This window comes from Immundisolibacter sp. (genome assembly GCF_050250495.1).
GTDB lineage: Bacteria > Pseudomonadota > Gammaproteobacteria > Immundisolibacterales > Immundisolibacteraceae > Immundisolibacter.
This window is the reverse complement of record NZ_JBFWOM010000004.1, coordinates 11406-33333: the sequence shown is the minus strand read 5'-3', so window position 1 is coordinate 33333 and position 21928 is coordinate 11406. Positions and strand designations below refer to the sequence as shown.

At 68.8% G+C, this 21928-nt stretch carries 20 protein-coding genes; 10 read left to right on the top strand and 10 right to left on the bottom strand.

All coding sequences use genetic code 11. From position 1 onward, the window contains the following. Positions 1 to 20: 20 nt before the first annotated feature. Both AB7F93_RS04505 and AB7F93_RS04500 read right to left on the bottom strand, forming a co-directional pair. Positions 21 to 818, bottom strand: a complete 798-nt coding sequence (locus tag AB7F93_RS04505; protein ID WP_428301693.1) for a CBS domain-containing protein — start codon at positions 816 to 818, stop codon at positions 21 to 23. 45 nt (positions 819 to 863) lie between these two features. Then, positions 864 to 1766 (bottom strand): SMP-30/gluconolactonase/LRE family protein, encoded by a 903-nt coding sequence (locus AB7F93_RS04500; RefSeq protein WP_428301692.1) that lies wholly within the window; start codon positions 1764 to 1766, stop codon positions 864 to 866. An 80-nt stretch (positions 1767 to 1846) separates the two neighbouring features. On the opposite strand from AB7F93_RS04500, the gene AB7F93_RS04495 reads away from it, so the two are divergent. After that, on the top strand, positions 1847 to 2761 hold the full coding sequence (locus AB7F93_RS04495; RefSeq protein ID WP_428301691.1) for a lysophospholipid acyltransferase family protein: 915 nt from the start codon (positions 1847 to 1849) through the stop codon (positions 2759 to 2761). After that, a complete protein-coding gene (locus AB7F93_RS04490) occupies positions 2758 to 4236 on the top strand; it encodes a class I adenylate-forming enzyme family protein (RefSeq protein WP_428301690.1) in 1479 nt (492 codons plus the stop codon). Before AB7F93_RS04495 ends, AB7F93_RS04490 begins: the two co-directional genes overlap by 4 nt. Positions 4237 to 4472: 236 nt before the next feature. On the opposite strand, the gene AB7F93_RS04485 is transcribed toward AB7F93_RS04490, so the two are convergent. Continuing rightward, positions 4473 to 4913 carry a GNAT family N-acetyltransferase gene (locus tag AB7F93_RS04485; protein ID WP_428301689.1) on the bottom strand — a complete coding sequence of 147 codons (441 nt, stop codon included), beginning with the start codon at positions 4911 to 4913 and terminating at the stop codon, positions 4473 to 4475. 54 nt (positions 4914 to 4967) lie between these two features. On the opposite strand from AB7F93_RS04485, the gene AB7F93_RS04480 reads away from it, so the two are divergent. Together AB7F93_RS04480 and AB7F93_RS04475 are read left to right on the top strand one after the other, a co-directional pair. Further along, positions 4968 to 5990, top strand: coding sequence for an LLM class flavin-dependent oxidoreductase (locus tag AB7F93_RS04480; protein ID WP_428301688.1), 1023 nt, complete (start codon positions 4968 to 4970; stop codon positions 5988 to 5990). Positions 5991 to 6162: 172 nt separating this feature from the next. Beyond that, positions 6163 to 7731 carry a class I adenylate-forming enzyme family protein gene (locus tag AB7F93_RS04475; RefSeq protein WP_428301687.1) on the top strand — a complete coding sequence of 523 codons (1569 nt, stop codon included), beginning with the start codon at positions 6163 to 6165 and terminating at the stop codon, positions 7729 to 7731. A gap of 28 nt (positions 7732 to 7759) precedes the next feature. Here the strand turns inward: AB7F93_RS04475 and AB7F93_RS04470 are convergent, their stop codons facing one another. The 3 genes from AB7F93_RS04470 to bphC all read right to left on the bottom strand — a co-directional run bounded on the left by AB7F93_RS04470 (position 7760) and on the right by bphC (position 10113). Further along, on the bottom strand, positions 7760 to 8647 hold the full coding sequence (locus AB7F93_RS04470; protein WP_428301686.1) for an NAD(P)-dependent oxidoreductase: 888 nt from the start codon (positions 8645 to 8647) through the stop codon (positions 7760 to 7762). A gap of 114 nt (positions 8648 to 8761) precedes the next feature. Further along, a complete protein-coding gene (locus AB7F93_RS04465; RefSeq protein WP_428301685.1) occupies positions 8762 to 9118 on the bottom strand; it encodes a diacylglycerol kinase in 357 nt (118 codons plus the stop codon). Positions 9119 to 9201: 83 nt separating this feature from the next. Next, on the bottom strand, positions 9202 to 10113 hold the full coding sequence (bphC, locus tag AB7F93_RS04460; RefSeq protein ID WP_428301684.1) for a biphenyl-2,3-diol 1,2-dioxygenase: 912 nt from the start codon (positions 10111 to 10113) through the stop codon (positions 9202 to 9204). An 86-nt stretch (positions 10114 to 10199) separates the two neighbouring features. On the opposite strand from bphC, the gene AB7F93_RS04455 reads away from it, so the two are divergent. The 6 genes from AB7F93_RS04455 (at position 10200) to AB7F93_RS04430 (ending at position 16535) form a co-directional block, all read left to right on the top strand. Next, complete coding sequence (locus tag AB7F93_RS04455) at positions 10200 to 10448, top strand: SemiSWEET transporter (protein WP_428301683.1); 249 nt, start codon at positions 10200 to 10202, stop codon at positions 10446 to 10448. An 83-nt stretch (positions 10449 to 10531) separates the two neighbouring features. Next, positions 10532 to 11689, top strand: a complete 1158-nt coding sequence (locus AB7F93_RS04450; RefSeq protein ID WP_428301682.1) for an acyl-CoA dehydrogenase family protein — start codon at positions 10532 to 10534, stop codon at positions 11687 to 11689. A gap of 7 nt (positions 11690 to 11696) precedes the next feature. Continuing rightward, positions 11697 to 12752: an acyl-CoA dehydrogenase family protein gene (locus AB7F93_RS04445; RefSeq protein ID WP_428301681.1), complete on the top strand. Its 1056-nt coding sequence runs from the start codon at positions 11697 to 11699 to the stop codon at positions 12750 to 12752. Between the two features lie 70 nt (positions 12753 to 12822). Then, entirely contained in the window at positions 12823 to 14424 is a 1602-nt protein-coding gene (locus AB7F93_RS04440) for a long-chain fatty acid--CoA ligase (RefSeq protein WP_428301680.1), read from the top strand. Positions 14425 to 14459: 35 nt separating this feature from the next. After that, positions 14460 to 15293: an N-acyl homoserine lactonase family protein gene (locus AB7F93_RS04435; protein WP_428301679.1), complete on the top strand. Its 834-nt coding sequence runs from the start codon at positions 14460 to 14462 to the stop codon at positions 15291 to 15293. Between the two features lie 51 nt (positions 15294 to 15344). Beyond that, positions 15345 to 16535, top strand: a complete 1191-nt coding sequence (locus AB7F93_RS04430) for an LLM class flavin-dependent oxidoreductase (RefSeq protein ID WP_428301678.1) — start codon at positions 15345 to 15347, stop codon at positions 16533 to 16535. A gap of 122 nt (positions 16536 to 16657) precedes the next feature. Here AB7F93_RS04430 and mtgA read toward each other — a convergent pair whose 3' ends face one another. The 4 genes from mtgA to AB7F93_RS04410 are packed head-to-tail and all read right to left on the bottom strand — an operon-like array spanning position 16658 to position 21922. Then, positions 16658 to 17368 carry a monofunctional biosynthetic peptidoglycan transglycosylase gene (gene mtgA / locus AB7F93_RS04425; RefSeq protein ID WP_428301677.1) on the bottom strand — a complete coding sequence of 237 codons (711 nt, stop codon included), beginning with the start codon at positions 17366 to 17368 and terminating at the stop codon, positions 16658 to 16660. Beyond that, a complete protein-coding gene (locus tag AB7F93_RS04420) occupies positions 17365 to 17826 on the bottom strand; it encodes a methyltransferase family protein (protein ID WP_428301676.1) in 462 nt (153 codons plus the stop codon). The genes mtgA and AB7F93_RS04420 overlap by 4 nt, the downstream gene beginning before the upstream one ends. After that, the gene (locus tag AB7F93_RS04415; RefSeq protein ID WP_428301675.1) at positions 17823 to 18806 is read right to left on the bottom strand and encodes an NADPH:quinone oxidoreductase family protein; all 984 of its coding nucleotides are present in this window, start codon (positions 18804 to 18806) and stop codon (positions 17823 to 17825) included. The genes AB7F93_RS04420 and AB7F93_RS04415 overlap by 4 nt, the downstream gene beginning before the upstream one ends. Positions 18807 to 18853: 47 nt before the next feature. After that, complete coding sequence (locus AB7F93_RS04410) at positions 18854 to 21922, bottom strand: efflux RND transporter permease subunit (protein ID WP_428301674.1); 3069 nt, start codon at positions 21920 to 21922, stop codon at positions 18854 to 18856. Positions 21923 to 21928: the final 6 nt, after the last annotated feature.

The following is a 21928-nucleotide window of genomic DNA, read 5'->3' as shown; positions in this document are numbered from 1 at the left end:
CGCAACCGCCCCTGCAATGCTCAGCGGGCGCCGATCTGCTCGGTGATCGACAGGATCAGACTGGCCGTGAGCGCGGCGCGGCTGACGGTGCCGATGAAGCGCTGCTTGTCGTCGATCACCGGCAGGATGTCCACGCCGGCCCGTTCCATACCGCGCAGCGCCTCATGCTTGGACGTGCCGGAGGAGGTGGCCATCGCGGCGCCGATGAATCCCGGCAGGCGGGCCAGTGCGTCGCGCGAGGCCTGGTCGGAGCCATTCAGCAGCTGTTCGAACTGCGCGTAACCGGCATCGCCAGAGAAGCGCAGCGCCGCCACCAGCTCTGGCGCGTCGAACACGCCAAACAGGCGGCCGTCGGGTTCGTTGATCACGATCACGCGCAACTGGTTGCTGCCCGACAGGGCCTCGAAGTAGCGCTGGATGGCCGGCCCGTAGTAGCCGCCGCCGGACAGCGTGAAAGCGAGCGCCTGGGTCTTGCGATCCACCAGGCGCGGCAATTCGCTCAGACCGCCCTTGGCGGCCATCTCGAAGGTTTGCACCGCGTCCGCCACGCCGGTGGACTGAGACTTGCTGATCTGCGCCTTGATGGGCGTGGTCGCCGCCTTCTCCCACAGCGCGCTCAGGTCCGCCTTGACGCCGAACAGATCGATGCCGGTGAGCTTGCCGCTGGCGAGTGCAAACAGCAGCACCGGCACGATCAGGAAGGCGAGGTCGATGGTCTTGACTTCGAGCCTGCCGCCTGTCGCCGCGCGCAGTCCAAATGACACGGCCGCCAGCGCCGCGCCGGCCACCAGCAGGCCGATCATGAATTTCTGGTTCATCGGGTCGTCCTCCGGACGCTGGGCGTGCTGTGCGTCAGGGCGCCGTCACGGCGATCCGGCTCCCGCCACCTCGACACGTGTCGTCTCCACCCGCGCCCTGGAATCGCCCCGGGCGAGCCGTTCCACGTCCGTGTCGGCGGTGACCATGAACAGCGTGCGCCCGTCCGTGCCGCCGAGGTTGCAGGCCACCGCACGCCGGCCGGACAGCGGCACCTGGTGGGTGATGTTGCCGCCTTCCTCGACACGCAGGTACGCGTCGCCGACGAAGGCGCTGACCCACACCGCGCCCGCGGCGTCCAGACAGATGCCGTCCGGCGCGTAGTCGCCGAGCTGCGCGAACACGCGGCGGTTGCGCAGCTGTCCGCCGTCGAGGTCGAACGCGGTCAGGCGGTGTGCAAAGGTCTCGGCCACGATCAGCGTGCGCCGGTCGGGCGTGATCACCATGCCGTTCGGGAAGTTGAGTTCAGTCGCCACCTCGCGCACCTTCCCTGCGCTATCGACGTGGTGCAGGTTGGTCAGTCGGCCCTCGGCGCCGGCGAAAAGATCAAAGCCGAAATTGCCGACGAACACGCCGCCGTCCGGCGCGCGCACCATGTCGTTGATGTCGCCGGCGACGTGCGGGGCGAGATCGGCAAACGGTTCGACGCGCCCGTCCGGCCAGCGGCGCAATAGCTTGCGGTCGAGCATGGACACCACGAGCAGGCTGCCGTCGTCGAGAAACGCGAGTCCCGACGGCCGCCCGCCCTTGATCTCCAGCACGGTTTCGGCCTTGCCGGCGCCGGTCGAGCGCAGCACGCGCCCGCCGAACATGTCCGACAGCCACAGGGCGCCGTCCCGCCAGCGCGGGCATTCGCCGAACACGAGGCCCTCCAGGTACACCACGGACGTGAGTGTCTGCATCGCGTTCTCCTCGCTGGTGTAGTGCGTGCCGGTCTTGGCGCCGGGCATCGACCGGTATCATTGCACCGAAATCGCCCCCGCGGCCCGGCCCGGTCGGGCGCCCCCGTGCCAATCCGGGCCATCGTCCATTGAATCCGTTTTTGCTTGCCGTGCAGCGGCTGCTGTTCTCGTCGCTGGTGTGGCTGATCGCCATCCAGCCCACGCCCGCGGCGCTGCGCCGCTGGTGTCTTGTCATGGCCGCGGTGATGCGGCCGTTCGGCGGCGGCTGGCGGCGCCTGGTGCGCCGCAATTTGCGTCTGGTCTATGGCGACACGCTGTCCGTCGAACAGCGCCGGGCCATCGTGCGCGGCGTGTTCGAGCACTCGGCGCGGGGCTTCGGCGAGCTGTTCTGGCTGCCGCAGGCGCACGGCATGACCGTTGCCGACTGGTGCGAGGTTGAGGGCATCGAGCACCTCGACGCCGCACTCGCCGCCGGCAAGGGCGTGCTGCTGGCCACCGCGCACCTCGGCGGCTGGACGCTGCTGCCGCGCTATCTCAACGAGCGCGGCCACAGCACCGGCTCGCTGCTGCGCCTGCCGAGCAACCCGGTGGCGAACGCCGCGGAGGCCGGGGCGGTGACGCGCATGGGAGTCACCTTCTACAACACGCCGCTCAGCCGCGAGCACGCGCACGCGTGCCTGAAGCTGCTGCGCGGCAATGGCATCCTGTTTATCGTCGCCGACCGGCGCTCGGCAGACGTGAAGGTGGATTTCTTGGGCCAGCCGGCCTGGTGCGCCACGGGCACCGCGTCGCTGCACCTGCGCACGCGCGCGGCCATCGTGCCGGCGTACGCGGTGCGCGTCGGCAGCGGGCATCGGCTGGTGTTCGAGCCGGCACTCGATGCCGTCGCGAGCGGCGACCGCAAGGCCGATGAGCGGACCATCACGGCCGAGCTGCACCGCATTTTCGGCGCCTGGGTGCGCCAGTACCCCGAGCAATGGATGTGGAACCACAACCGCTGGCGGCCGCGCCGCAGCGAGATGAGGAAGGAGGCACGGCAATGAACATCGCCCACGAACTGACCGACGCCGCCGCCCGCTGGCCGGACGGCACGGCGCTGCTGTTCAACGAGGAGCGCATCGGCTTTGCCGGGCTGGCGCAGCGCGCCGGGCACTGGCAGGACGGCCTGGCGCGCCTGGGCGTGAAGGCCGGTGAGCGCATCGCCATGCTGTTGCCGAACGGCCCGGACTTCGCCTACGGCTATTACGCGACCGTGGCGCTCGGCGCGGTATTCGTGCCGCTCGACCCGGTGCTCAAGGCCGACGAGCTGGCCGAGATCCTGGCGGACCTTCAGCCACGCCTGCTGGTGGTGGCCAACGACAGCCTGCCGGCAGCCCGCGAGGCGCTCGCCATCAAGGGTGATGCGTTGCCCGTGCACACGGTGGCCGAGGTGGAGCGGACTGGTCAGGCGGCGCTCCTCGCGCCGCAGGCGCTCGACGCACTGACCGCCACGGCGGTGGTGCTGTACACGTCCGGCACCGTCGGCGGCCCCAAGGGCGTGGCGCTCAGCCACGATGCGCTGACGCACTCGATGTTCGCCATGATCGACGCGCTGTCGATCACGCCGGGTGACGTGTACGGGCTCGCGGTGCCGATGTCGCACATCTCGGGTCCCATGCTGCTCGGCACGGCCATGCGCTCGGGTATGACGCTCGTCTTGTTCGACCGTTTCGTGCCGTCGCGTTTCCTGGATGCCGCCGAGCGGCACGGCATGACGCTGGCGCACATGGTGCCGCCAATGGCGCACGCTTTGCTGCACAGCCGCGGTGAACATCGGCTGCCGACGTTCAGGTCTCTGTTGACCTTCGGCATGACGGCCTCGCCGGAGATGCTGCACCAGTTCCACGCGCGTTGGCCGCATATCGGCCTGGCGTCGGGTTACGGGCTCACCGAGACCGGCCCGCTGGTGGTGCTGGGGCCGGCGGTGTTCCCGCCCGAGAAGTACGGCGCCGTTGGCCATCGGCTGCCGTACGCCGGCGTGCGCATCGTGGACGACGAGGGGCAGGACGTGCCGGCCGGCGACAGCGGCGAGGTGTGGTTGTCGGGCCCGAGCCTGATGCAGGGCTACTGGCGTCGCCCGGAACTCACCGCCGAAATGATGCCGGACGGCTGGTTCCGCACCGGCGACATCGGCCTATTCGACGCCGACGGCTACCTGTGGATCCAGGGCCGCAAGAAGGACGTCATCAACGTGGCCGGCCTCAAGGTGTACGCGCCGGAAGTGGAGGACGCCATCTACAAGCACCCGGCCGTGGCCGAGGTGGCCGTGATCGGCGTCGCCGGTGGCCTCAAGGGTGAGGCGGTGAAGGCGGTGGTGGTGCCCAAGGCCGGCGCGGCGCTGACCGCGGCCGACGTCATCGAGCATTGCCGGACGCTGCTGGCGGACTACAAGGTGCCGCGCCAGGTGGACATCCGCGCCGAGGACCTGCCGCGCTCGCGCACCGGCAAGATCAACAAGGAAGTGCTGCGAAAGGCTTGAGTTGACGCTGAAAAATTCCTTCCGTGGAATTTTTCAGCTCGCCTGTCGCGGTACGGGTCCGCGACAGGCTCCGCGGACGAGGGACTCAACCCTCGTCCGCGTCTCGGCATCCCTGCCTCAAACCGGTGTCTGCCGTGGGGCCTCGCAAGACCCGTTCGCGGCGAGGGCGCCGCTCCCACAGTCGCCCACAGGGGTTGCTTTCCTTGTGGGAGGCCCGCCGTCGGGCCGAACGATGCTCAGTCCGCCGTCGCACCAGCTGGTAACCGCATCGCCACATGCGCAATGCCGGCTTCGGGAAACTCGTCGCCCTCGGCGATGAAGCCGGCCGCCTCGTAAAACCCGCGCGCCCGCACCTGCGCGTGCAGGTGCAGGTCGCCCATGCCGAGGCGCCGGCCGAGCACCACCGCCGCATCCAGCAACGCCCGGCCCACACCCTGCCCGCGCACCGACCGCAGCACCGCGAGCCGCCCGATGTGCGCGTCCGCCAGCACCCGCGCGCAGCCCACCGGCAGTCCGGCCGCATCCCGCGCCAGCAGATGCCAGGCGCCGTCGTCGCGGCCGTCCACTTCCAGCGCCTCCGGCACGCCCTGTTCGTCCACGAACACGGCGCGACGGATGGCGAGCAGCGCTGCCGCGTGCTGCGGCCAGCGGACTTGCGTGACGGTGTACGGCGGCATGGGGCGGGAGGGGCGGGCGTTAAAATGGCCGCCATTCAAGCACGAAGCACCCTCATGACCCTCAAACTCAGCGTCACCGACCAGTCCCCCATCCACGACGGCGGCCGCCCGTCGCGCGGCCCGCACGACAGCCTGCGTCTGGCGCAGGCCTGCGAGCGCTTCGGCTACCACCGTTACTGGCTCGCCGAGCACCACAACACGCCGGGCTACGCCGGCCCGTGCCCGGAAATCCTGATCGGCCACATCGCCGCCCACACGCGGCGCATCCGCGTCGGCAGCGGCGGCGTGATGCTGCCGCACTACCCGCCGTACAAGGTGGCCGAGACCTTCCGCATGTTGGAGGTGCTCTATCCCGGCCGCATTGATCTTGGCCTCGGCCGGGCGCCGGGCGGCGACGGCATGGCAACCGCCGCGCTGGCCTATCCGCGCCAGCCGATCAACCCGGATCTGTACCCGCGCCAGGTGTTCGACCTGATGGGGTATCTGAACAACGACCTGCCCGATCAGCACCCGTTCCACGGCATCCGGCTGGTGCCGGAAGACGGCGGCGTGCCGCAGTTCTGGATGCTGGGTTCGAGCGGCGGCAGCGCGGAGGTTGCGGGCCAGCTCGGCAGTGGCTTCGTGCTGGCGCTGTTCATCGGCACCCACGCGCGCTCGCCGGCCATCGTCGAGGCCTACCGGCGGGCGTTTCAGCCGTCCAAGAGCCTGCGTGAGCCGCGCGCCATGATCGCCGTGGCCGCCGTGTGCGCCCCCACGCGCGAGGAGGCGTACCGCATCGCCGGCACGCGCAGCATGTGGATACACCAGGCGCTGGCCCGCGGACGCATCATCGACCTGCCGAGCCTGGACGAGGTGGATCGCCTGCTGGCCGGCATGAGCGCCGGCGAGCGCGCCCAGTACCAGCAGGTGCTGGATCACTCCATCATCGGCACGCCGGACGACTGCCGTCAGCAGATCGAGGCGCAGGTCGCGGAATACGGCGTGGACGAGGTCAGCATCGTCACCGTGACCTACCACTACGCGGACCGCGAGCGGTCGTACCAGCTCATCGCCGAGGCGTTCGGCCTCAGCGGATAAGGCGCATCGTCGGACTGCCTCTGTCCGCCGCGGGGCGGGCAGTTCGTGCGAGAGTTGTGGCTACGGCTATCCTTGGCTACGGTCCATGCACGGACCTGCGCCCCGTCATGGATGACTCCCCCTACACAAACACCGAGCCGGATCGAACCCGGCCCTGCGAGGAGAACCCTCCATGCCCGAGTCCCGCGGCCCGAACCTGCGCCAGGCGCTGCACCGCACCGCCCGCCACCACGCCGACAACGAAGCGCTGATCGACAGCCAGCACCGCTACACCTACCGGCAGATGCTGGAGCGTGTGCAGCAGACGGCGTCGCTGCTGTACCGCCAGGGCGTGCGCAAGGGCGACCGGGTGGCGCTGATGATGCTGCCGTCGACGATCCACCCGATCGCGCTCTACGGCTGCTGGGAGCTCGGCGCCGTGCCGGTGGCGCTGCACGTGCGCGAGAAGCTGCCGATTCTGGTCAAGACCCTGGAGCGCATCTCGCCGCGGGCGCTGATCTACGACGGCGTGTTCGCCGAGCAGGTGGCGCAGATTCGCGCCGAGGTGCCGTTGATCACCGGCTACGTGCGCGCGCGAAGCGAGGCCACGCCGCCGCCGCTCGTGCGTGAGGGCAACGAGCCGGTGATCCCGGACGACCTCGACCGCTACCCGCTCGACTTCGAGCCGATGGCGCTGGCGGGGCACGATCTGGCCGCCATCGTGCTCACGTCCGGCACCACCGGCATCCCGAAGGGCGTGCTGCACACGCACGCGAAGCTCGTGGAAAGCTGCCGCGCCGCGGTGTACCCGTTTGGGCTGACGCCGCACAGCAGCACGCTCAACATGTTCACCACGTCCTTCATGGGCTGGTCGAACCTGGCGCTGCCGTACTTCAACATCGGCGCCCGGCAGGTGTTCCACGACCACTGGAACCCGAAGCGCGTGCTGCGCAGCATCGCCGAGGAGCGCCTCACCAACCTGCTGCTGGTGCCGACCATGTGGCGGTTGCTGCTTCGCGAGGACGTGGAGAGCTACGACCTGTCGTCGCTACGCCAGGTGGGCTTCGCCGGCGAGGTGATGGACCTGCCGACGCTCGAAGCTATCCGCAAGCGTATTTCCCCGCGCGTGATCAACTGCTACTCGACCACCGAGACGGCAGTGTCCGGCGGCACGGCCATGTTCCCGGAAGACCTGCAGAATGCCGCCAAGATCGAGAGCGTCGGCAGGCCGCTGCTGAATTCCGAGGTGCGCGTGGTGGCGGTCGGCGGCAGCCCCGACGACGAGCTGCCGCCCGGCGAGGAAGGCGAAATCCTCATCGCCGGGCCATCGGTCGCACAGGAATTCTGGTGCGACCCGCCGCTGTCGCGCGAGAAATTCCACGGCCCGTGGTGGCGCTCCGGTGACCTTGGCAGCTTCGACGCCGACGGGTATCTCTACGTCCGCGGCCGGGTGGACGACATGATCATCTCCGGCGGCATCAACGTCATGCCGGGGCCGGTCGAGAACGCGCTGCTGGCGCACCCGGACGTGGCGGAAGCCGCCGTGGTCGGCCTGCCGGACCCGGAATGGGGGCAGCGCATTGTGGCGTTTGTGGTGCGGAAGCACCCGGCGCTCGACGCCGCGGCACTCGACGCGCACGTGGCCGCGTCCGACCTGCCGGGCTATCAGCGCCCGCGGGCGTATCAGTTCCTGGACGAGCTGCCGCGCGGCAACAGCGGCAAGACCAACCGGCGCGCGCTGCGGCAGCTGGCGAGCGGCTAGCCGCAATCGCGGGACGCGCCGGGAACCGCTAGGCGTCGAACAGCCGCATCTGCGCCTGCTGCTCCAGCGGCAGCAGCATGGCGAGCGTGTCGGCGCGCGCGTGCCCGGCATTCATGGCGGCCTCGATGGCAGCGAGCGCCGTCTCGCCGGTGGCGCTGTGCACGCCGCACTCGGCGGCGGTTTCGAGCGCCAGTCGCAGGTCCTTGTGCAGAAGTTCGGTGCGAAATCGCGGCGCCATGTCGCGGGCCTTCAGGCGCGGGTACATCATTTCGAGGATCGCGCTGCGCCCGCTGCTGCCCATCAGCACCTGGTAGAGCGCGTCGAGATCCACGCCCGCCTTCTGGCCGACCAGCAGCATCTCGATCAGCGCGCGCTGGTGCACGCCGACCAGCAGGTTGTTGATCAGCTTGGCCACCGCGCCGCTGCCGGTGGCGCCCATGTAGACCACCGTCTTGCCCATGGCGTCCAGCACCGGGCGGGCGCGCTCGAACACGTCCCGCTCGCCGCCGACCATGATGCCGAGCGTGCCGGCCTGCGCCCCGGCCGGGCCGCCCGACACCGGCGCGTCCAGAAAATCCACCCCGCGCGCCCGGGCGGCGGCGTCGATCCTGCGGCAGGTGTCCGGGCCAACGGTGCTGTGGTCGATCAGGATCGTGCCCGGTCGGGCATGAGCAACCAGGCCGTCGGCTTCCAGGTACACGCGCTCGACGTCGGCCGGCATGGGCAGACACGTGCACACCACGTCACTCGCCGCGGCCAGCCCCGCATAGCTGCTCGCCTCGTGGGCGCCGGCCGCCAGCGCCTGTTCGACCGGGCCACGGCTGCGGCTGACCACGCCGAGGTCGAAACCGGCTTTCCGAAGGTTGAGCGCCATCGGCAGGCCCATGCTGCCGAGTCCCACGTATCCCGTCGTCATGCCGTCTCCCGTTCTGGCCCAGGCCCGTCGTCTGGACCGGCTTGGCCGATGATCGCTAGCGAATGGTAGGCACAAGTCGACGCGCCGTGTGCGAAATCGTCCCTTTGCGCCATATCACGCAAACCAGTGGGCAGCGGCGATGAACAACCACACCGTCCCGGTGAGCACCAGCGCCACGAACACCGCCGCCGAGCCCAGGTCCTTGGCGCGACCCGACAGTTCGTGCCGCTCCAGACCAATTCGGTCGATGGCCGCCTCGACGGCGGAGTTCAGCAGCTCCACGATCAACAGCAGCAGCAGGCTGCCGATGAGCAGCGCGCGCTCGACCGCCGTGCGGCCGAGCCACAGCGCGAGCGGGCTCAGGATCACGACGATCAACACCTCTTGTCGGAATGCTTCCTCGTTCGCGAAGGCGGCCCGGAGGCCCTTGAAGGAGTACCCCGTCGCGCGCGCAATCCTCGCCAGGCCCATTCACCATCCCCCAAAACAAACGCCCCGACTAGCGGGGCGTTTGCACATATACCACCCGGCGACTGCGTCGCCGTGACGGTAGGTCAGCCGGCCTGCATCTCCAGGTCCATGCCAAAGCCGGTGGCCTCGACGCCGTGGCCCCACACGTCGGCCACGTAGTATTCGGACTGGTGGGTCGACTTGCGCGCGCCCCAGCCGTACTCCCACAGCCAGCCGGACGGGTTGCCCATGTAGAAGGACCACATCTGGTCGTTGCTGTGTTTGCCGGGCTGGATGGCGACCGGAATCTTGCGCTTGCGCACGATGTCGAGCGTGTAGCCGACGTCATCCATGTTCTCCACCTCGATCATCAGGTGGTTGATGCGCTTTTCCATCGGCGCGCCCAGGAACGCCACCGAGTGGTCGCGCTCGTTGCAGTGCATGAACACCGGCGAGGCGATGATGGGCGTGCCCGGGATCGGCAGGTTGTACTCCACCGAACCGCGCATGCCGAGCACGTCGGTGTAGAAGCGGTACGCCTTCTGCACGTCGTCCTGACGCAGGATGCAGTGACCCACGCCGCCGGCGCCGGTCAGGAAACGGCCGTACATGCGCCGACCGGGATGGAACGGCAGGAAGGTTTCCACGCGCGGGCCGTGGTAGATCTCGGTCGGGTTGCCGCCCGGGTCGTTGAACTTCAGCAGGTCGAGCACCATGCGCTCCTTGCGCTCCTCGCCGTCCGCCTGCTTCCAGTCGACGCCGGCGGCGTCGAGCTGACGCTTCATCTCGTCGAATTCCTCGGGACCGGCCACGCGCCAGCCGATGAAATCCATGTCGTCGTTGCCGTGCAGGTTCACCACGATGCGGTGGTGCTGGTTGTCCATGCGCAGGTAGAAGCGATCACCGTCGCCTTCGTCCAGCACTTCCATGCCGACCACCTGGCTCGCGAATTCGCGCCAGGCGTCGCCGTCCTTGACGCCAATGCCCAAGTAGCCGAATTCCGTTACCTTCGCCATGCTGACTCCTCCGTGGGGACCGCCTTCCCGAACGGAAGGCGAGAAACGCCGATGATAACGAACAACGCTTGCGCCCGGTGCCGCCCATGATTACCGCGCTCGGCCTGCTGGCGGCGCTGCTGACCACGGCCGCCTTCCTGCCGCAGGTGCTGCACACGCTCGCCACGCGCGACACGCGCGGCATCTCGCTGCGCATGTACGTGATCTTCACGGCGGGCGTCGCGCTGTGGCTGGTCTACGGGCTGCTGACGGGCGACCTGCCGTTGATCGCTGCGAACGCCGTGACGCTGGTGCTGGCAGGGGCGATCCTGATCCTGAAGCTGCGCCACGGCTGACGCGGCACAGGTGCCGTGCTTTACCATGCGTTCAGTCAGATTCGCCGCGGTCTACACGGGCCGGGCCTTGTGGGGAGAAGCTCTTGTCGATTCCAGGCATCCAGCTCGAACCGGCGCAGTTGCCGTCGGAATGTGAGGTGCTGCGCACGAAGGTGCGCGCCTTCATCGCGGACGAACTCGCCGCCGGCCGCTTCACGCCGCACTGCGACGCCTGGCTTGGTGGTTTCGATCCCGATTTCAGCCGGCGCCTGGCCGCCAACGGCTGGCTCGGCATGACCCTGCCGCGCGAGTATGGCGGCCACGCCCGCACCGCGCTCGAACGCTACGTGGTCAACGAGGAGCTGCTGGCCGTCGGCGCGCCGGTGGCCGCGCACTGGGTGGGCGATCGGCAGACCGGCCCGTCGTTGCTGCGCTACGGCACGGACGAACAGAAAAACTACTTCCTCCCGAAGCTGGTCGCCGGCGAGGTGTTCTTCGCGATTGGCATGAGCGAGCCCGGCAGCGGGTCGGATCTGGCATCGGTCCGCACACGCGGCGAGCGGGTGGACGGCGGCTGGGAAGTGACGGGCACCAAGCTGTGGACGTCGAACGCACACCGCGCGGACTGGTTCTTCGTGCTGTGCCGTACGGAGCCGCTCGGCGAGAACCGCCACGCGGGTCTGTCGCAATTCATCATCGATCTGAAGACCCCCGGCATCAGCATCCGCCCGGTGCCGATCCTGACCGGCGCCCACCACTTCAACGAGGTGGTGATGGACCGCGTGTTCGTGCCCGATTCGCGCGTGCTGGGGCAGATTGGCCAGGGCTGGCATCAGGTGACCTCGGAGCTCGCCTTCGAGCGCTCCGGCCCGGAGCGCTTCATGTCCACCTTCCCGCTGCTGCAGGAACTGCTGCGCGTGGTGGGCACGGACCCGGACCCACACACCGCGCAGGCCATCGGCGAGCTGGCGGCGGAGCTGTGGTCGCTGCGGCGCATGTCGCTGTCGGTGGCCGCGGCGCTGCAACGCGGCGAGGCGCCGGACGTGGCCGCGGCGCTGGTCAAGGATCTCGGCACGCGCTTCGAGAGCGAGGTGTTCGAGCGCGTGCGCCTGCTGGTTGAAACTGCGCCCTCGCTGCACGCCCGGCGGCGGCTCGATCAACTGCTGGCGCAGGCCATCCTGCACTCGCCGGGCTTCACGCTGCGCGGCGGCACCAACGAAATCCTGCGCGGCGTCGTGGCCCGCGCCCTCGGCCTTCGGTGAGCGCGCCATGAGCGACGATACCCGCCAGATGCTGCTGGATACCCTGGAGCGCGTGCTCACCGACCACTGCACCGCCGAGCGCGTGCAGGCGGCCGACGCCGGCGGCTTCGACGCCGCCCTGTGGCAGGTGCTGGAGGAACTCGGCTACCCGCTGGTGGCGGTGCCGGAGGAGCACGGCGGCATCGGTCTCACGCTGCCGGACCAGTGCGCGCTGCTGCGACTGGCCGGCCGGCACTGCGCGCCGGCGCCGCTGGCGGAAAGCGTCATGCTGGCCAACTGGCTGCTGGCGAGCGCCGGGCTGGGGCCGATGGAAGGTGTACTGGCGGCGGCGAGCGCCGGCGAGATTTCCGTGTTACCCGCTGCGGGGGGGCTGCGCGTACACGGCACGCTGGGGCGTGTCGGTGCAGTGCGCCACGCCGCGGCGCTGGTGCTGCTGCTGGACGGCCAGGTGGCCGTACTGACGCCCGGCGAGTACACGCTCGAAGCCGGCGACAACCTGGCCGGCGAGGCGCGCGATGACGTGCTGCTCGACCTCGCGCTCGCCGCCGATCGCCTGCACGCCACGGGCGTGACGGACGACGCCTTCAACGCCCGCGCGGCCCTACTGCGCGCGGCGCTGATGACGGGCGCGCTCGAACGGGCACTGCAACAGTCGTTGGATTACACCCGCGAGCGCAAGCAGTTCGGCCGGGCGCTGGCGGCGTTTCAGGCCATCCAGCAGCAGCTCGCCATCCTGGCGGCGGAAGTGGTGGCGGCGACCTCGGCGGTGGATCACGCCGCGGCGGTGGCCGAGCGCGGGCCGGCGATCGACGAAATCGCCGTGGCCAAGATTCGCGCCGGCAAGGCCGCCGGCATCGCGTGCCGCATCGCGCACCAGGTGCACGGCGCCATGGGCTTCACGCAGGAATACTCGCTGCAGCACGCCACGCGCCGGCTGTGGGCCTGGCGGGATGAGGCCGGCAGCGAGGCGCTGTGGGCGCGGCGCTTCGGGCAGCGCCTGGCGGTCGCCGGTGCCGACGCGCTGTGGCCGGCGACTACCGCCAGCGGCGCTGTGGCAGACTGACCGCCGCGCCCGGATAAGCAGACCAAAAGCCGCGCCGCGCAGCCACACGGACGATTGAGGAGGACGAGCGGTGGAGCTGAACATTCGCCTGCTGCTGGAGCGCTCAGCCAAGTATTTTCCGGGCAACGAGATCGTGACCCGCCTGCCGGACGGGTCGCTGCACCGCTACACGTATCGGGACCTCGACGCCCGCGCGCGGCGCCTGGCAAGCCGCCTGGCGAGCCTCGGCATCCACCCCGGCGACCGGGTCGCCACGTTCGCCTGGAACACCTACCGGCACTTCGAGCTGTACTTCGCGCTGCCGTGTGCCGGCACCGTGCTGCACACGGTGAACTTGCGTCTGGCGGACGAGCACGTGGTCTACATCCTGAACCACAGCGAAGACCGCGCCGTGTTCGTGGACCCGGACCTGCTGCCGACCTTCGAGCGCATTGTCGGCGAGCTGAAGACGGTCAGGACCTTCGTGGTGCTGGCCGATCGCGTGCCGCCGACCACGCTCCCGAACGTGGTGGCGTACGAGGACCTGATCCGCGACGGCGACCCGGAATTTCCGTTCCACGAACTGCCGGAACGCACGCCGGCTGGCATGTGCTACACGTCGGCGACCACGGGCATGCCCAAGGGCGTGATCTACACCCACCGCGACATTTATCTACACACCATCACCGAGTGCCTCGGCGACGTGCTCGACATCTGCGAGCGCGACACGCTGCTGCCGGTGGTGCCGATGTTCCACGCCAACGCCTGGGGCCTGCCGTTCGCTGCCGCCTGCATGGGCGCCAAGATGGTGCTGCCCGGCGAGCGCCCGCACGCGCCGGTGATCCTCGATCTCATGCAGGCCGAGCGGGTCACCTTTGCCGCGGCGGCGGTCAGCATCGGCATCGACATGGTGGCCGAGCTCAAGCGCCAGCCGCGCGATCTGTCCAGCATGCGCGGGCTGATGCTGGGCGGCTCCGCGACGCCCGCGGCAGTGATGGAGTTTTTCCTGAAGGAATGCGGATTCCCGGTGCTGACCGCCTGGGGCTCGACCGAGATGACGCCGCTCGCCACCTGCGTGCACATCGGCCGCGAGCTGCTGCAAAAGCCGGCCATCGAACACATTCCGACCCGCGTGCGTCAGGGCATTCCCTGCCCCGGCACGGAACTGAAGGTACTGGACGAGCACGGCCGGCCGGTGCCCTGGGACGACCAGGCGATCGGCGAGATCTACGTGCGCACGCCGTGGAGCACCACCGAGTACTACCGCGACGAGCGCACGCGCGACGGCTTCGTCGACGGCTTCTGGAAGAGCGGCGACATGTCCGCCGTGAGCCCGGACGGCGTGCTGCGCCTGGTCGACCGCGCCAAGGACCTGATCAAGAGCGGCGGCGAGTGGATTTCGTCGGTCGATCTCGAAAACGCGCTGGTCTCGCACCCGCAGGTGCGCGAGGCGGCGGTGGTGGCGGCGCCGGACGACAAGTGGCTGGAGCGCCCCTGCGCCTATGTCGTCACCGAGCCCGGTGCGACGGTCGGCCCCGCCGAGCTGCGCGCGTGGCTCGAACCGAAATTCGCCAAGTGGTGGCTGCCGGATCACTATCTGATCGTGGACGCCATCCCCAAGACCGGCGTCGGCAAGATCAACAAGCGCGCGCTGCGCGAGCAGGTCGAGCAGGACCTGCGCCAAAGCGCCTGACGGCATCGACCTACCCAACGAGGAGAAATCAAACCATGCGCGGCATCAAGATTCGCCCCCTGCACCACGGCAACATGCACGCTGACCTGGAGTTGCTGATCACCGGTCACCCGGAGCTCATGCTGACCAAGACCAACCACCAAAAGAACAAGGTCTGGTGCGAGGTGCCGTCGTTCACGTTCCTGATCGACCACCCGGACGGGCGCATCCTGTTCGACGCCGCCATCCACCGCCACTGGGAGGACCAGTGGCTGCCGGAGTACAAGGCGCTGGCGCCCTATGACGACTACACCGAGGAGCAGTTGCTCGAGAACACGCTCAAGCGCCACAAGCTCGGGCCGGAAGACATCGACTACGTGTTCCTGAGCCACCTGCACGTGGACCACGCCGGCAACGCCAAGCTGTGGAACACCTGCCCGTCCACCAAGATTCTGGTGCACCAGGACGAGTACGCCGCCGCCGCCAACATGCCCAAGGACGAGCACTTCTTCCTGCGCTGCGACTACGACGTGCCGGGCCTGCGCTTCACCACGCTCGGCGGCGACACGGAGATCCTGAAGGACGTGCACGCCGTGAGCGCGCCCGGCCACACCGCCGGCACCATGGCGCTGATGGTGCACCTGGAGCACGCCGGCACGGTCATCCTGACCTCCGACGCCTGCTACATGAAGGACAGCTACGACCACGAGACCGGATCGATCATCTCGAACGATCTGGTGCGCTGGAAGCACTCGCTGCACAAGCTGAAGATGCTGGCGCGCGCACACAACGCCTGCGTGATGCCGGGCCACGATCACAAGCTATGCCACGAGGGCGACACGCCGCTGCGCGAGGAACCGAAGCTGCGCGTCGGCGGCACCTACGACTGAGCCGCACGGAATGCGGCGCAGAACTGTTTTATTTACCTAGAGGTCGGAACCGTGAAGTTCATTTTGTTTTACCTGCCGTCGGTCGGCACCGTGTCGCAGACCCACAAGGGCATGGCCGGGCAGAACTCGCAGAACTACCAGAACATGCTCTGGCAGTTGTCAGAGCAGATCAAATTCGCCGACAAGGCCGGCTTCTGGGGCGCCGCGTTCACTGAGCACCACTTCCACATCGAGGGCATCGAGCAGTCCAACAACCCGGTCCTGCTGGGTCTGTACTTCGGCATGCAGACCACGCGCATCCGCCTCGGCCAGATGGCGAACGTGATTCCGTTCCACAACCCGCTGCGCTTGGCTGAAGACATCGCCATGCTGGACCAGATGCTGCAGGGGCGCTCGTTCTTCGGCATCGCCCGCGGCTACCAGAAGCGCTGGGCGGACGTGCTGGGTCAGACCTACGGCGTTGGCGGCACCATGTCCGACAAGTCCGAGGTGGACCAGAAGAACCGCCGCCTGTTCCTGGAACACTACGAGATCATCAAGAAGGCCTGGACCAGCGAGACCTTCAGCCACAAGTCCGAGCACTGGACCATTCCGCCGGAGGGCCTCAAGTTCAACCACGAAGTGGTGAACCGCTTCGGCAAGGGTCAGAACGCCGACGGCATCATCACCGAGATCGGCATTGCGCCGAAGACCTTCCAGAAGCCGCACCCGCCGATCTTCCAGCCGTTCTCGTTCAGCGAGGACACGTTCCGCTTCTGCGCCCGCGAGGGCATCGCGCCGTTTGCGCTGGCCACCGACGACGACGTGCTGAGCGACCTGTTCCGGGCGTATCAGGAAGAAGCCGCGGCCGCCGGGCGCGACTACAAACTCGGCCAGAACATCGGCATCTTCCGCGACACGCTGGTGCTGGACGACGCCGCGGAGGCGCACAAGTACGCCGCCATGGGCAACGGCTTCGTCTGGCCGGCCTGGTTCGCGCCGATCGGCTTCAACGAGGCCTTCCGCAGGAAGGGCGAGACCGGCCGCATCGGCCCCGAGTGCGACTACAACTACTTGTGCGAGAAAGGCTTCGAGTTCGTCGGCAACCCGGACCAGGTGAACCGGCAGATCGAGAACATGGTCAAGAAGCACAACCCGGAGTACTTCCTCATGTGGCAGTACCCGGGGCCGATCCCGCACCACATCCAGATGCGCAATCTCGAGCTGTGGGCGACCGAGATCCTGCCGAACTGGAACGACTGAATCGCGTTCGCGTCGTGCAAAAGCCGCGTCGGGGTTGGCCCCGGCGCGGCTTTTTTCGATCCGGCGTGCGGCGGCGCGACCGTGTTGCAGGCCGCGACCAAGTGCGCTCCGGGCGGCTTGAGTCAGATCCCCTGCAAGTAGCCCGGTCCCAGGCGCTGCATCTGGTTCAGCACCCAGCGCTGGCGCTGGCGCAGGTAATCGGACGGTGCGTCCACGTGTAGCAGCGAAGGCGACGGCAGCACGGCGGCGAGTAGCGCGGCCTGTTCGCGGGTGAGCTGCGAGGCCGGGCGCTTGAAGTAGGTCTGCGCGGCGGCTTCCACGCCAAACACGCTGCCGCCGAACTGGGCGACGTTGAGATAGACCTCAAGTATCCGCTGCTTGGGCCACAGCAACTCCAGCAAGCCGGTGAAGTACAGCTCAATGCCCTTGCGCAGCCAGCTCTGCGTGCGCCACAGGAACAGGTTCTTGGCGGTCTGCTGGGTGAGCGTGCTGGCGCCGCGCGGGCGGTTCCGGTACTGGTTGTCGCGGATCGCCTGGCGGATGCCGGTCAGATCGAGACCGTGGTGTTCGCGAAACCGCTGGTCCTCCGCCGCGACCACCGCGAGCGCCATGACCGGGGCGATCCGCTCGTAATCGACCCAGCGGTAGGGGTAGGGGTAGAAACCGTAACCGGCGCGCAGGGCCTCGATACGATTTTGCAGGATGAACGAGGTGGTCGGCGGCGGCAGCCACCGCAGCAGCAGGACGGCGCCGACGGTCACCACGAGCCAGGTCAGCAGCGTGTACAGCAAAGCCCGGCGCAGGGTGCGCCACAGGCGGCCGCGGCGCTTCACACCCAGCGGCGCACCCGCTCGCAGTAGTGCGCGTATTCCTGCCCGAAACGCCAGCGCATGTGCTCTTCCTCGCGCGCAATCACGAAATGCTGCATTACGGGCAGTACCCACGCCAGCATCAGCAGCACCCAGGTGCTGGAGGCGAGCAGGCCGACACCCACGTGCAGCAGCGTGAGGCTGACATAGATGGGGTTGCGGCTGAACCTGAACGGGCCGCTGCTGACCAGATTGCTGGCCGCGCGGTGCGGGTTGATGGTGGTCTGGTGCGCGCGCAGCTCCCGCCAACACCAGCCGAACAGCACGACGGCGAGCGCGACCAACAGCGCGCCGGCCCAGAAGCGCAGCGCACCGCCAGGCAGGGGCCACGGCAGCGGGCGCTCCAGCCACAGGCCGAGGCCAATCGCGACCGCGTACAGGATCGGCGGCGGAATCAGGACACGCGGTTTCTCGGCACTCATACGGAGGCTCCCGGAATCAGCAAAACCTTGCCGGTGGTGCGCCGGCTGCCAAGATCGGCAATCGCCGCCGGCGCCTCGGCGAGCGGCCGGCGCTGCGACACCAGCGGCGCGATGGCGCCCGCGCGCCACAGGTCGAACAGGCTCGCCATCTGCGCCGCGGCGGCTGCGCGGTGGCGGCGTCGCCACGGACCCCACACCACGCCGACCGCGGACAGATCCCTCAGCAACAGCCGATTGGCCGGAATCTGTGGAATGGCGCCGGCCGCGAAGCCGACGACCAGCAGCCGGCCACCAACCGCCAGCAGGCGCAGCGCCGCGGCGCTGTAGTCGCCGCCGACCGGGTCGAACACGGCGTCCACTCCGCGTCCTTGGGTGGCGGCCTTGACCTGCTCGGCCCAGTCGGGGACGGTGTAGTCGAATGCCTGCGCCGCGCCGTTCTGGCTGGCGAGCGCGCACTTCTCCGCGCCGCCGGCCGCCGCCAGCACGGTAAGACCGAGCGCCCGGCCAAGCTGCACCGTGGCAAGCCCCACGCCGCCGGCCGCGGCAAGTACCAGCAGCGTTTCGCCGGCCTGCATCCGGCCGCGCGCGACCAGCGCGTGATGCGCGGTGCCGTAGACCACAGGCAGCGCGGCGGCGGTCTCAAGATCGATGCCGTCCGGCGCCGGGTACAGGTCGGCGGCGTCGACGCAGGCGTATTCGGCAAACGCGCCGTAGCTCACGAGGCCGCACACGCCCGCGCCGACGGCGAGTTCGACGCCAGTTCCGACGGCATCGACAACACCCGACAGTTCCACACCCGGCGTGAACGGCAGCGGTGGGCGCTCCTGGTAGCGCCCGGCCATCATCAGCGTGTCGAGAAAATTGAGCGCGGCGGCGGCCACCTTGACGCGGACCTGCCCCGGGCCGGGTTCCGGCAGTGGCAGATCCGCCCAGCGCATCTGCTCGGGCGTGCACCAGTCTTCGACCAGCCAGGCTTTCATCGTGAGGACATCCCGCGGGGTGGAATGCGTCACCGCGACGGACCGAATCAGTCCTCGACCAGCGACGGAGGCGACGGCCGTACCCGAAAGCAGGCCGCATATAGCGCCGGCACGAACAGCACGGTGAGCACCGTGGCGAGCGCCAGCCCGCCCATCATCGCATAGGCCATCGGGCCCCAGAACGGGTCGTTCATCAGCGGAATCAGCGCAAAGATGGCCGCGGCGGCCGTCACCACGATGGGCCGAAAGCGCCGCACGGTCGACTCGATCACCGCCTCGTAGCGGCCAAGGCCGGCCGCCACGTCCTGCCGGATCTGGTCCACGAGGATCACCGTGTTGCGCATGGTGATGCCGGCCAGCGCCAGCACACCAAGCCGCGCCACGAGCCCGAGCGGCAAATCAACCGCCCACAGCGTGAACAGCACGCCGATCAGCCCGAGCGGCGCCGTAGCCACCACCAGTGCGGTCAAGCCAAGGTGATGCAACTGCACCATCAACAGCGTGACGATGACCACCGCGATGATCGGCATGGCCGCGCCGATGGCCTCATCAATCTCGGCGCTGATCTCGCCGATGCCGGCGATCTCGACGTGATAACCGAGCGGCAGACGGGCGCGAATCGCATCGAGCTGATCCTTGATCTGCACGTCGATGTCGAGCGGCTGCACGTACCAGGGCAGGTCGGCGTACACCATGATGGCCGGCACGCGGTTGTAGTGGGAGATCACGCCGTCTTCCAGCGCCGGCTGAAGCTGCGCGAGCTGGCCGAGCGGCAGGCTGCTGCCGTCGGCGAGCGGCACCGGCACGTTCGGCAGGTAACCCAGGCGCGTGCGCTCGTCGTCGGTCAGACGCAGCATCACGTCGATGGTCTCGTCGCCCTGGCGCAGTTGGGTGATCGGCCGGCCGGACAGCAGCATGTCGAGCGATTCGCCGAGCCGCTGCGCGGAAAGACCCAGCGCCGCCAGCCGCGCGTGGTCGAGTTCCGCCCGCACCGTCGCCACCGGCCCGCGCCAGCTGTAACGCACGCCGCTGGTCTGCGGGTGTGCGTGCAGCACGCTGCGTACCTGCGCGGCGAGGTCGTGCAGCCGCCGCTTGTCCGGCCCGGTGACGCGGTACTCGATCGATGCCGGCGCCGGAATGCCGAACGGGAACACGTTCACCCGCGCGCGGGCTTGGGGCACCTCGTTGGCGATGCGCGTGCGCAGGCTTTCGCGCAGCCGGTCGCGCGTCGGCCGGTCGGTGGTCAGGACGTAGGTCTTGATGACGTTGTGCGCCGGCAGCTCGATCCACAGGTCCGTGAAGATGCGCGGCGTGTCGGAACCCACGTAGCTCGCCCAGCGCACCACGCCCGGCTCGCTGCCGAGCAACCGGTCGATGTCCTTCGCCAGCGCCTCGTTGGCGGCGAATGAACTGCCCTCCGGCAGCCAGGTTTCGACGATCAGGTCCGGCCGGTCGGTGAGCGGGAAGAACTGCTTTTCGACCTGCGGGCTGATCAGTGCCGCCAGCGCGCAGAGCCCGGCCACCGCCGCCAGCGTCCACCAGCGCCGATCGACGCAGGCGCGCACCAGCGCCCGCAGGCGCCGGTAAAACGGCGTGTCGTAAACCTCGGTGTGGTGGTCGAGCCGCGCCGGCAACATGCGGTACGCGAGATACGGCGTGAACAGTACCGACACCAGCCAGGACACCAGCAGCGCCACCGCGATCACGCCGTACAGGCCGAACATGAACTCGCGCATGGGTGAGTGGGCGAGGGCGATCGGCAGGAAGCCGGCGATGGTGACCAGCGTGCCGGTCAGCATGGGCAGCGAGGTGCTGGTGTAGGCGGCGCTTGCGGCGTGGAAGCGGTCCAGGCCCTGGCGCATTTTCACCAGCATCATCTCGACGATGATGATGGCGTCGTCGACCAGCAGGCCGAGCGAGATGATCAGCGCGCCGAGCGAGATGCGCTGAAGATCAACATCCAGCGCCTGCATGGCGACGAACGTGGCGCCCAGCACCAGCGGAAACGCGGTCGCCACCACCAGGCCCGAGCGCAAGCCCAGCGTGGCGTAGCTGACCAGCAGCACGATGCCGATCGCCACCGCCAGCTTGACCAGGAACTTGTTCAGCGTGTGCGTGACCACCTGCGGCTCGTCGGCCACCAGCGTGGCGTGCATGCCGAGCGTCATGCCCGGTTCAAGGCGCTGCATCAGCGCCACCACGTCGCGACGCAGGTCGACCACGTTGCCGCCGGCGGCCATGGAAATGGCAAGGCCGACCGCCCGGTGGCCGTTGACGCGCATCACCTGCTCGGCCGGATCCTGGTAACCGGTCGTCACCTCGGCGAGATCACTCACGGCGAGCAAACGGCCATCGGCGGCCCGCACCGGCACGCGGCCAATGTCGTCGGCCGTGGCGAATTGCCCATCGATACGCAGGCGGATGCGGTCGCCCGCGTTCTCGATCTGCCCGGCCGGCTGCATGGCGTTGTGGCCGGCGATGGCGTCGGTCAGCGCCAGCGGGCTTACGCGCAGATTGCCCAGGCGCGCCGTCGAGAGGTTCAGATACACCCGCTGCGGCTGGGCGCCCACCAGCACCACCTTCTCCACGATCGGCAGGCGCAGCAGCTCCTCGCGCAGCCAGTCGGCCTGGTCCTTCAGTTCCGCGTAGCTGAACTCGTCGCCCCACACGCCGTACACCAGCGGGTAGACGTCGCCAAACTCGTCGTTGAAGTACGGTCCCTGCACGCCGGGCGGCAGCGTGTCGCGGATGTCGCTGACCTTCTTGCGGACCTGGTACCAGATGTCCGGCACCTTGCCCTTGGGGTCGGTCATGGTGTTTTCGAGGTTGACCCAGATCCACGCCTCGCCGGGCTTCGACGCGCTGATCAGGTTGTCCAGATACGGCGTGTCCTGCAGCTTGCGCTCGATCTTGTCGATCACCTGCTGCTCCATCTGCTCGGCGCTGGCGCCCGGCCACAGCACGCGGATCGGCATGTTGCGCATGGTCCAGTCGGGCATGTCCGTCTGGCCGAGGTTCAGGAACGCCACCGTGCCGGTCAGCAGGATCAGGCCGATCAGATAAGCCGTCAGCGCAGGGCGGCGCAGGCCCCATTCGGCCAGGTTGTAGCGCGTCACGGGCTG

What these genes read in the sequence shown, in the direction of transcription:
- AB7F93_RS04505 (WP_428301693.1), bottom strand. Translation starts at nt 818, where the DNA reads ATGAACCAGAAATTCATGATCGGCCTGCTGGTGGCCGGCGCGGCGCTG.
- AB7F93_RS04500 (WP_428301692.1), bottom strand. Translation starts at nt 1,766, where the DNA reads ATGCCCGGCGCCAAGACCGGCACGCACTACACCAGCGAGGAGAACGCG.
- AB7F93_RS04490 (WP_428301690.1), top strand. Translation starts at nt 2,758, where the DNA reads ATGAACATCGCCCACGAACTGACCGACGCCGCCGCCCGCTGGCCGGAC.
- AB7F93_RS04485 (WP_428301689.1), bottom strand. Translation starts at nt 4,913, where the DNA reads ATGCCGCCGTACACCGTCACGCAAGTCCGCTGGCCGCAGCACGCGGCA.
- AB7F93_RS04480 (WP_428301688.1), top strand. Translation starts at nt 4,968, where the DNA reads ATGACCCTCAAACTCAGCGTCACCGACCAGTCCCCCATCCACGACGGC.
- AB7F93_RS04475 (WP_428301687.1), top strand. Translation starts at nt 6,163, where the DNA reads ATGCCCGAGTCCCGCGGCCCGAACCTGCGCCAGGCGCTGCACCGCACC.
- AB7F93_RS04470 (WP_428301686.1), bottom strand. Translation starts at nt 8,647, where the DNA reads ATGACGACGGGATACGTGGGACTCGGCAGCATGGGCCTGCCGATGGCG.
- AB7F93_RS04465 (WP_428301685.1), bottom strand. Translation starts at nt 9,118, where the DNA reads ATGGGCCTGGCGAGGATTGCGCGCGCGACGGGGTACTCCTTCAAGGGC.
- bphC (WP_428301684.1), bottom strand. Translation starts at nt 10,113, where the DNA reads ATGGCGAAGGTAACGGAATTCGGCTACTTGGGCATTGGCGTCAAGGAC.
- AB7F93_RS04455 (WP_428301683.1), top strand. Translation starts at nt 10,200, where the DNA reads ATGATTACCGCGCTCGGCCTGCTGGCGGCGCTGCTGACCACGGCCGCC.
- AB7F93_RS04445 (WP_428301681.1), top strand. Translation starts at nt 11,697, where the DNA reads ATGAGCGACGATACCCGCCAGATGCTGCTGGATACCCTGGAGCGCGTG.
- AB7F93_RS04435 (WP_428301679.1), top strand. Translation starts at nt 14,460, where the DNA reads ATGCGCGGCATCAAGATTCGCCCCCTGCACCACGGCAACATGCACGCT.
- AB7F93_RS04420 (WP_428301676.1), bottom strand. Translation starts at nt 17,826, where the DNA reads ATGAGTGCCGAGAAACCGCGTGTCCTGATTCCGCCGCCGATCCTGTAC.
- AB7F93_RS04415 (WP_428301675.1), bottom strand. Translation starts at nt 18,806, where the DNA reads ATGAAAGCCTGGCTGGTCGAAGACTGGTGCACGCCCGAGCAGATGCGC.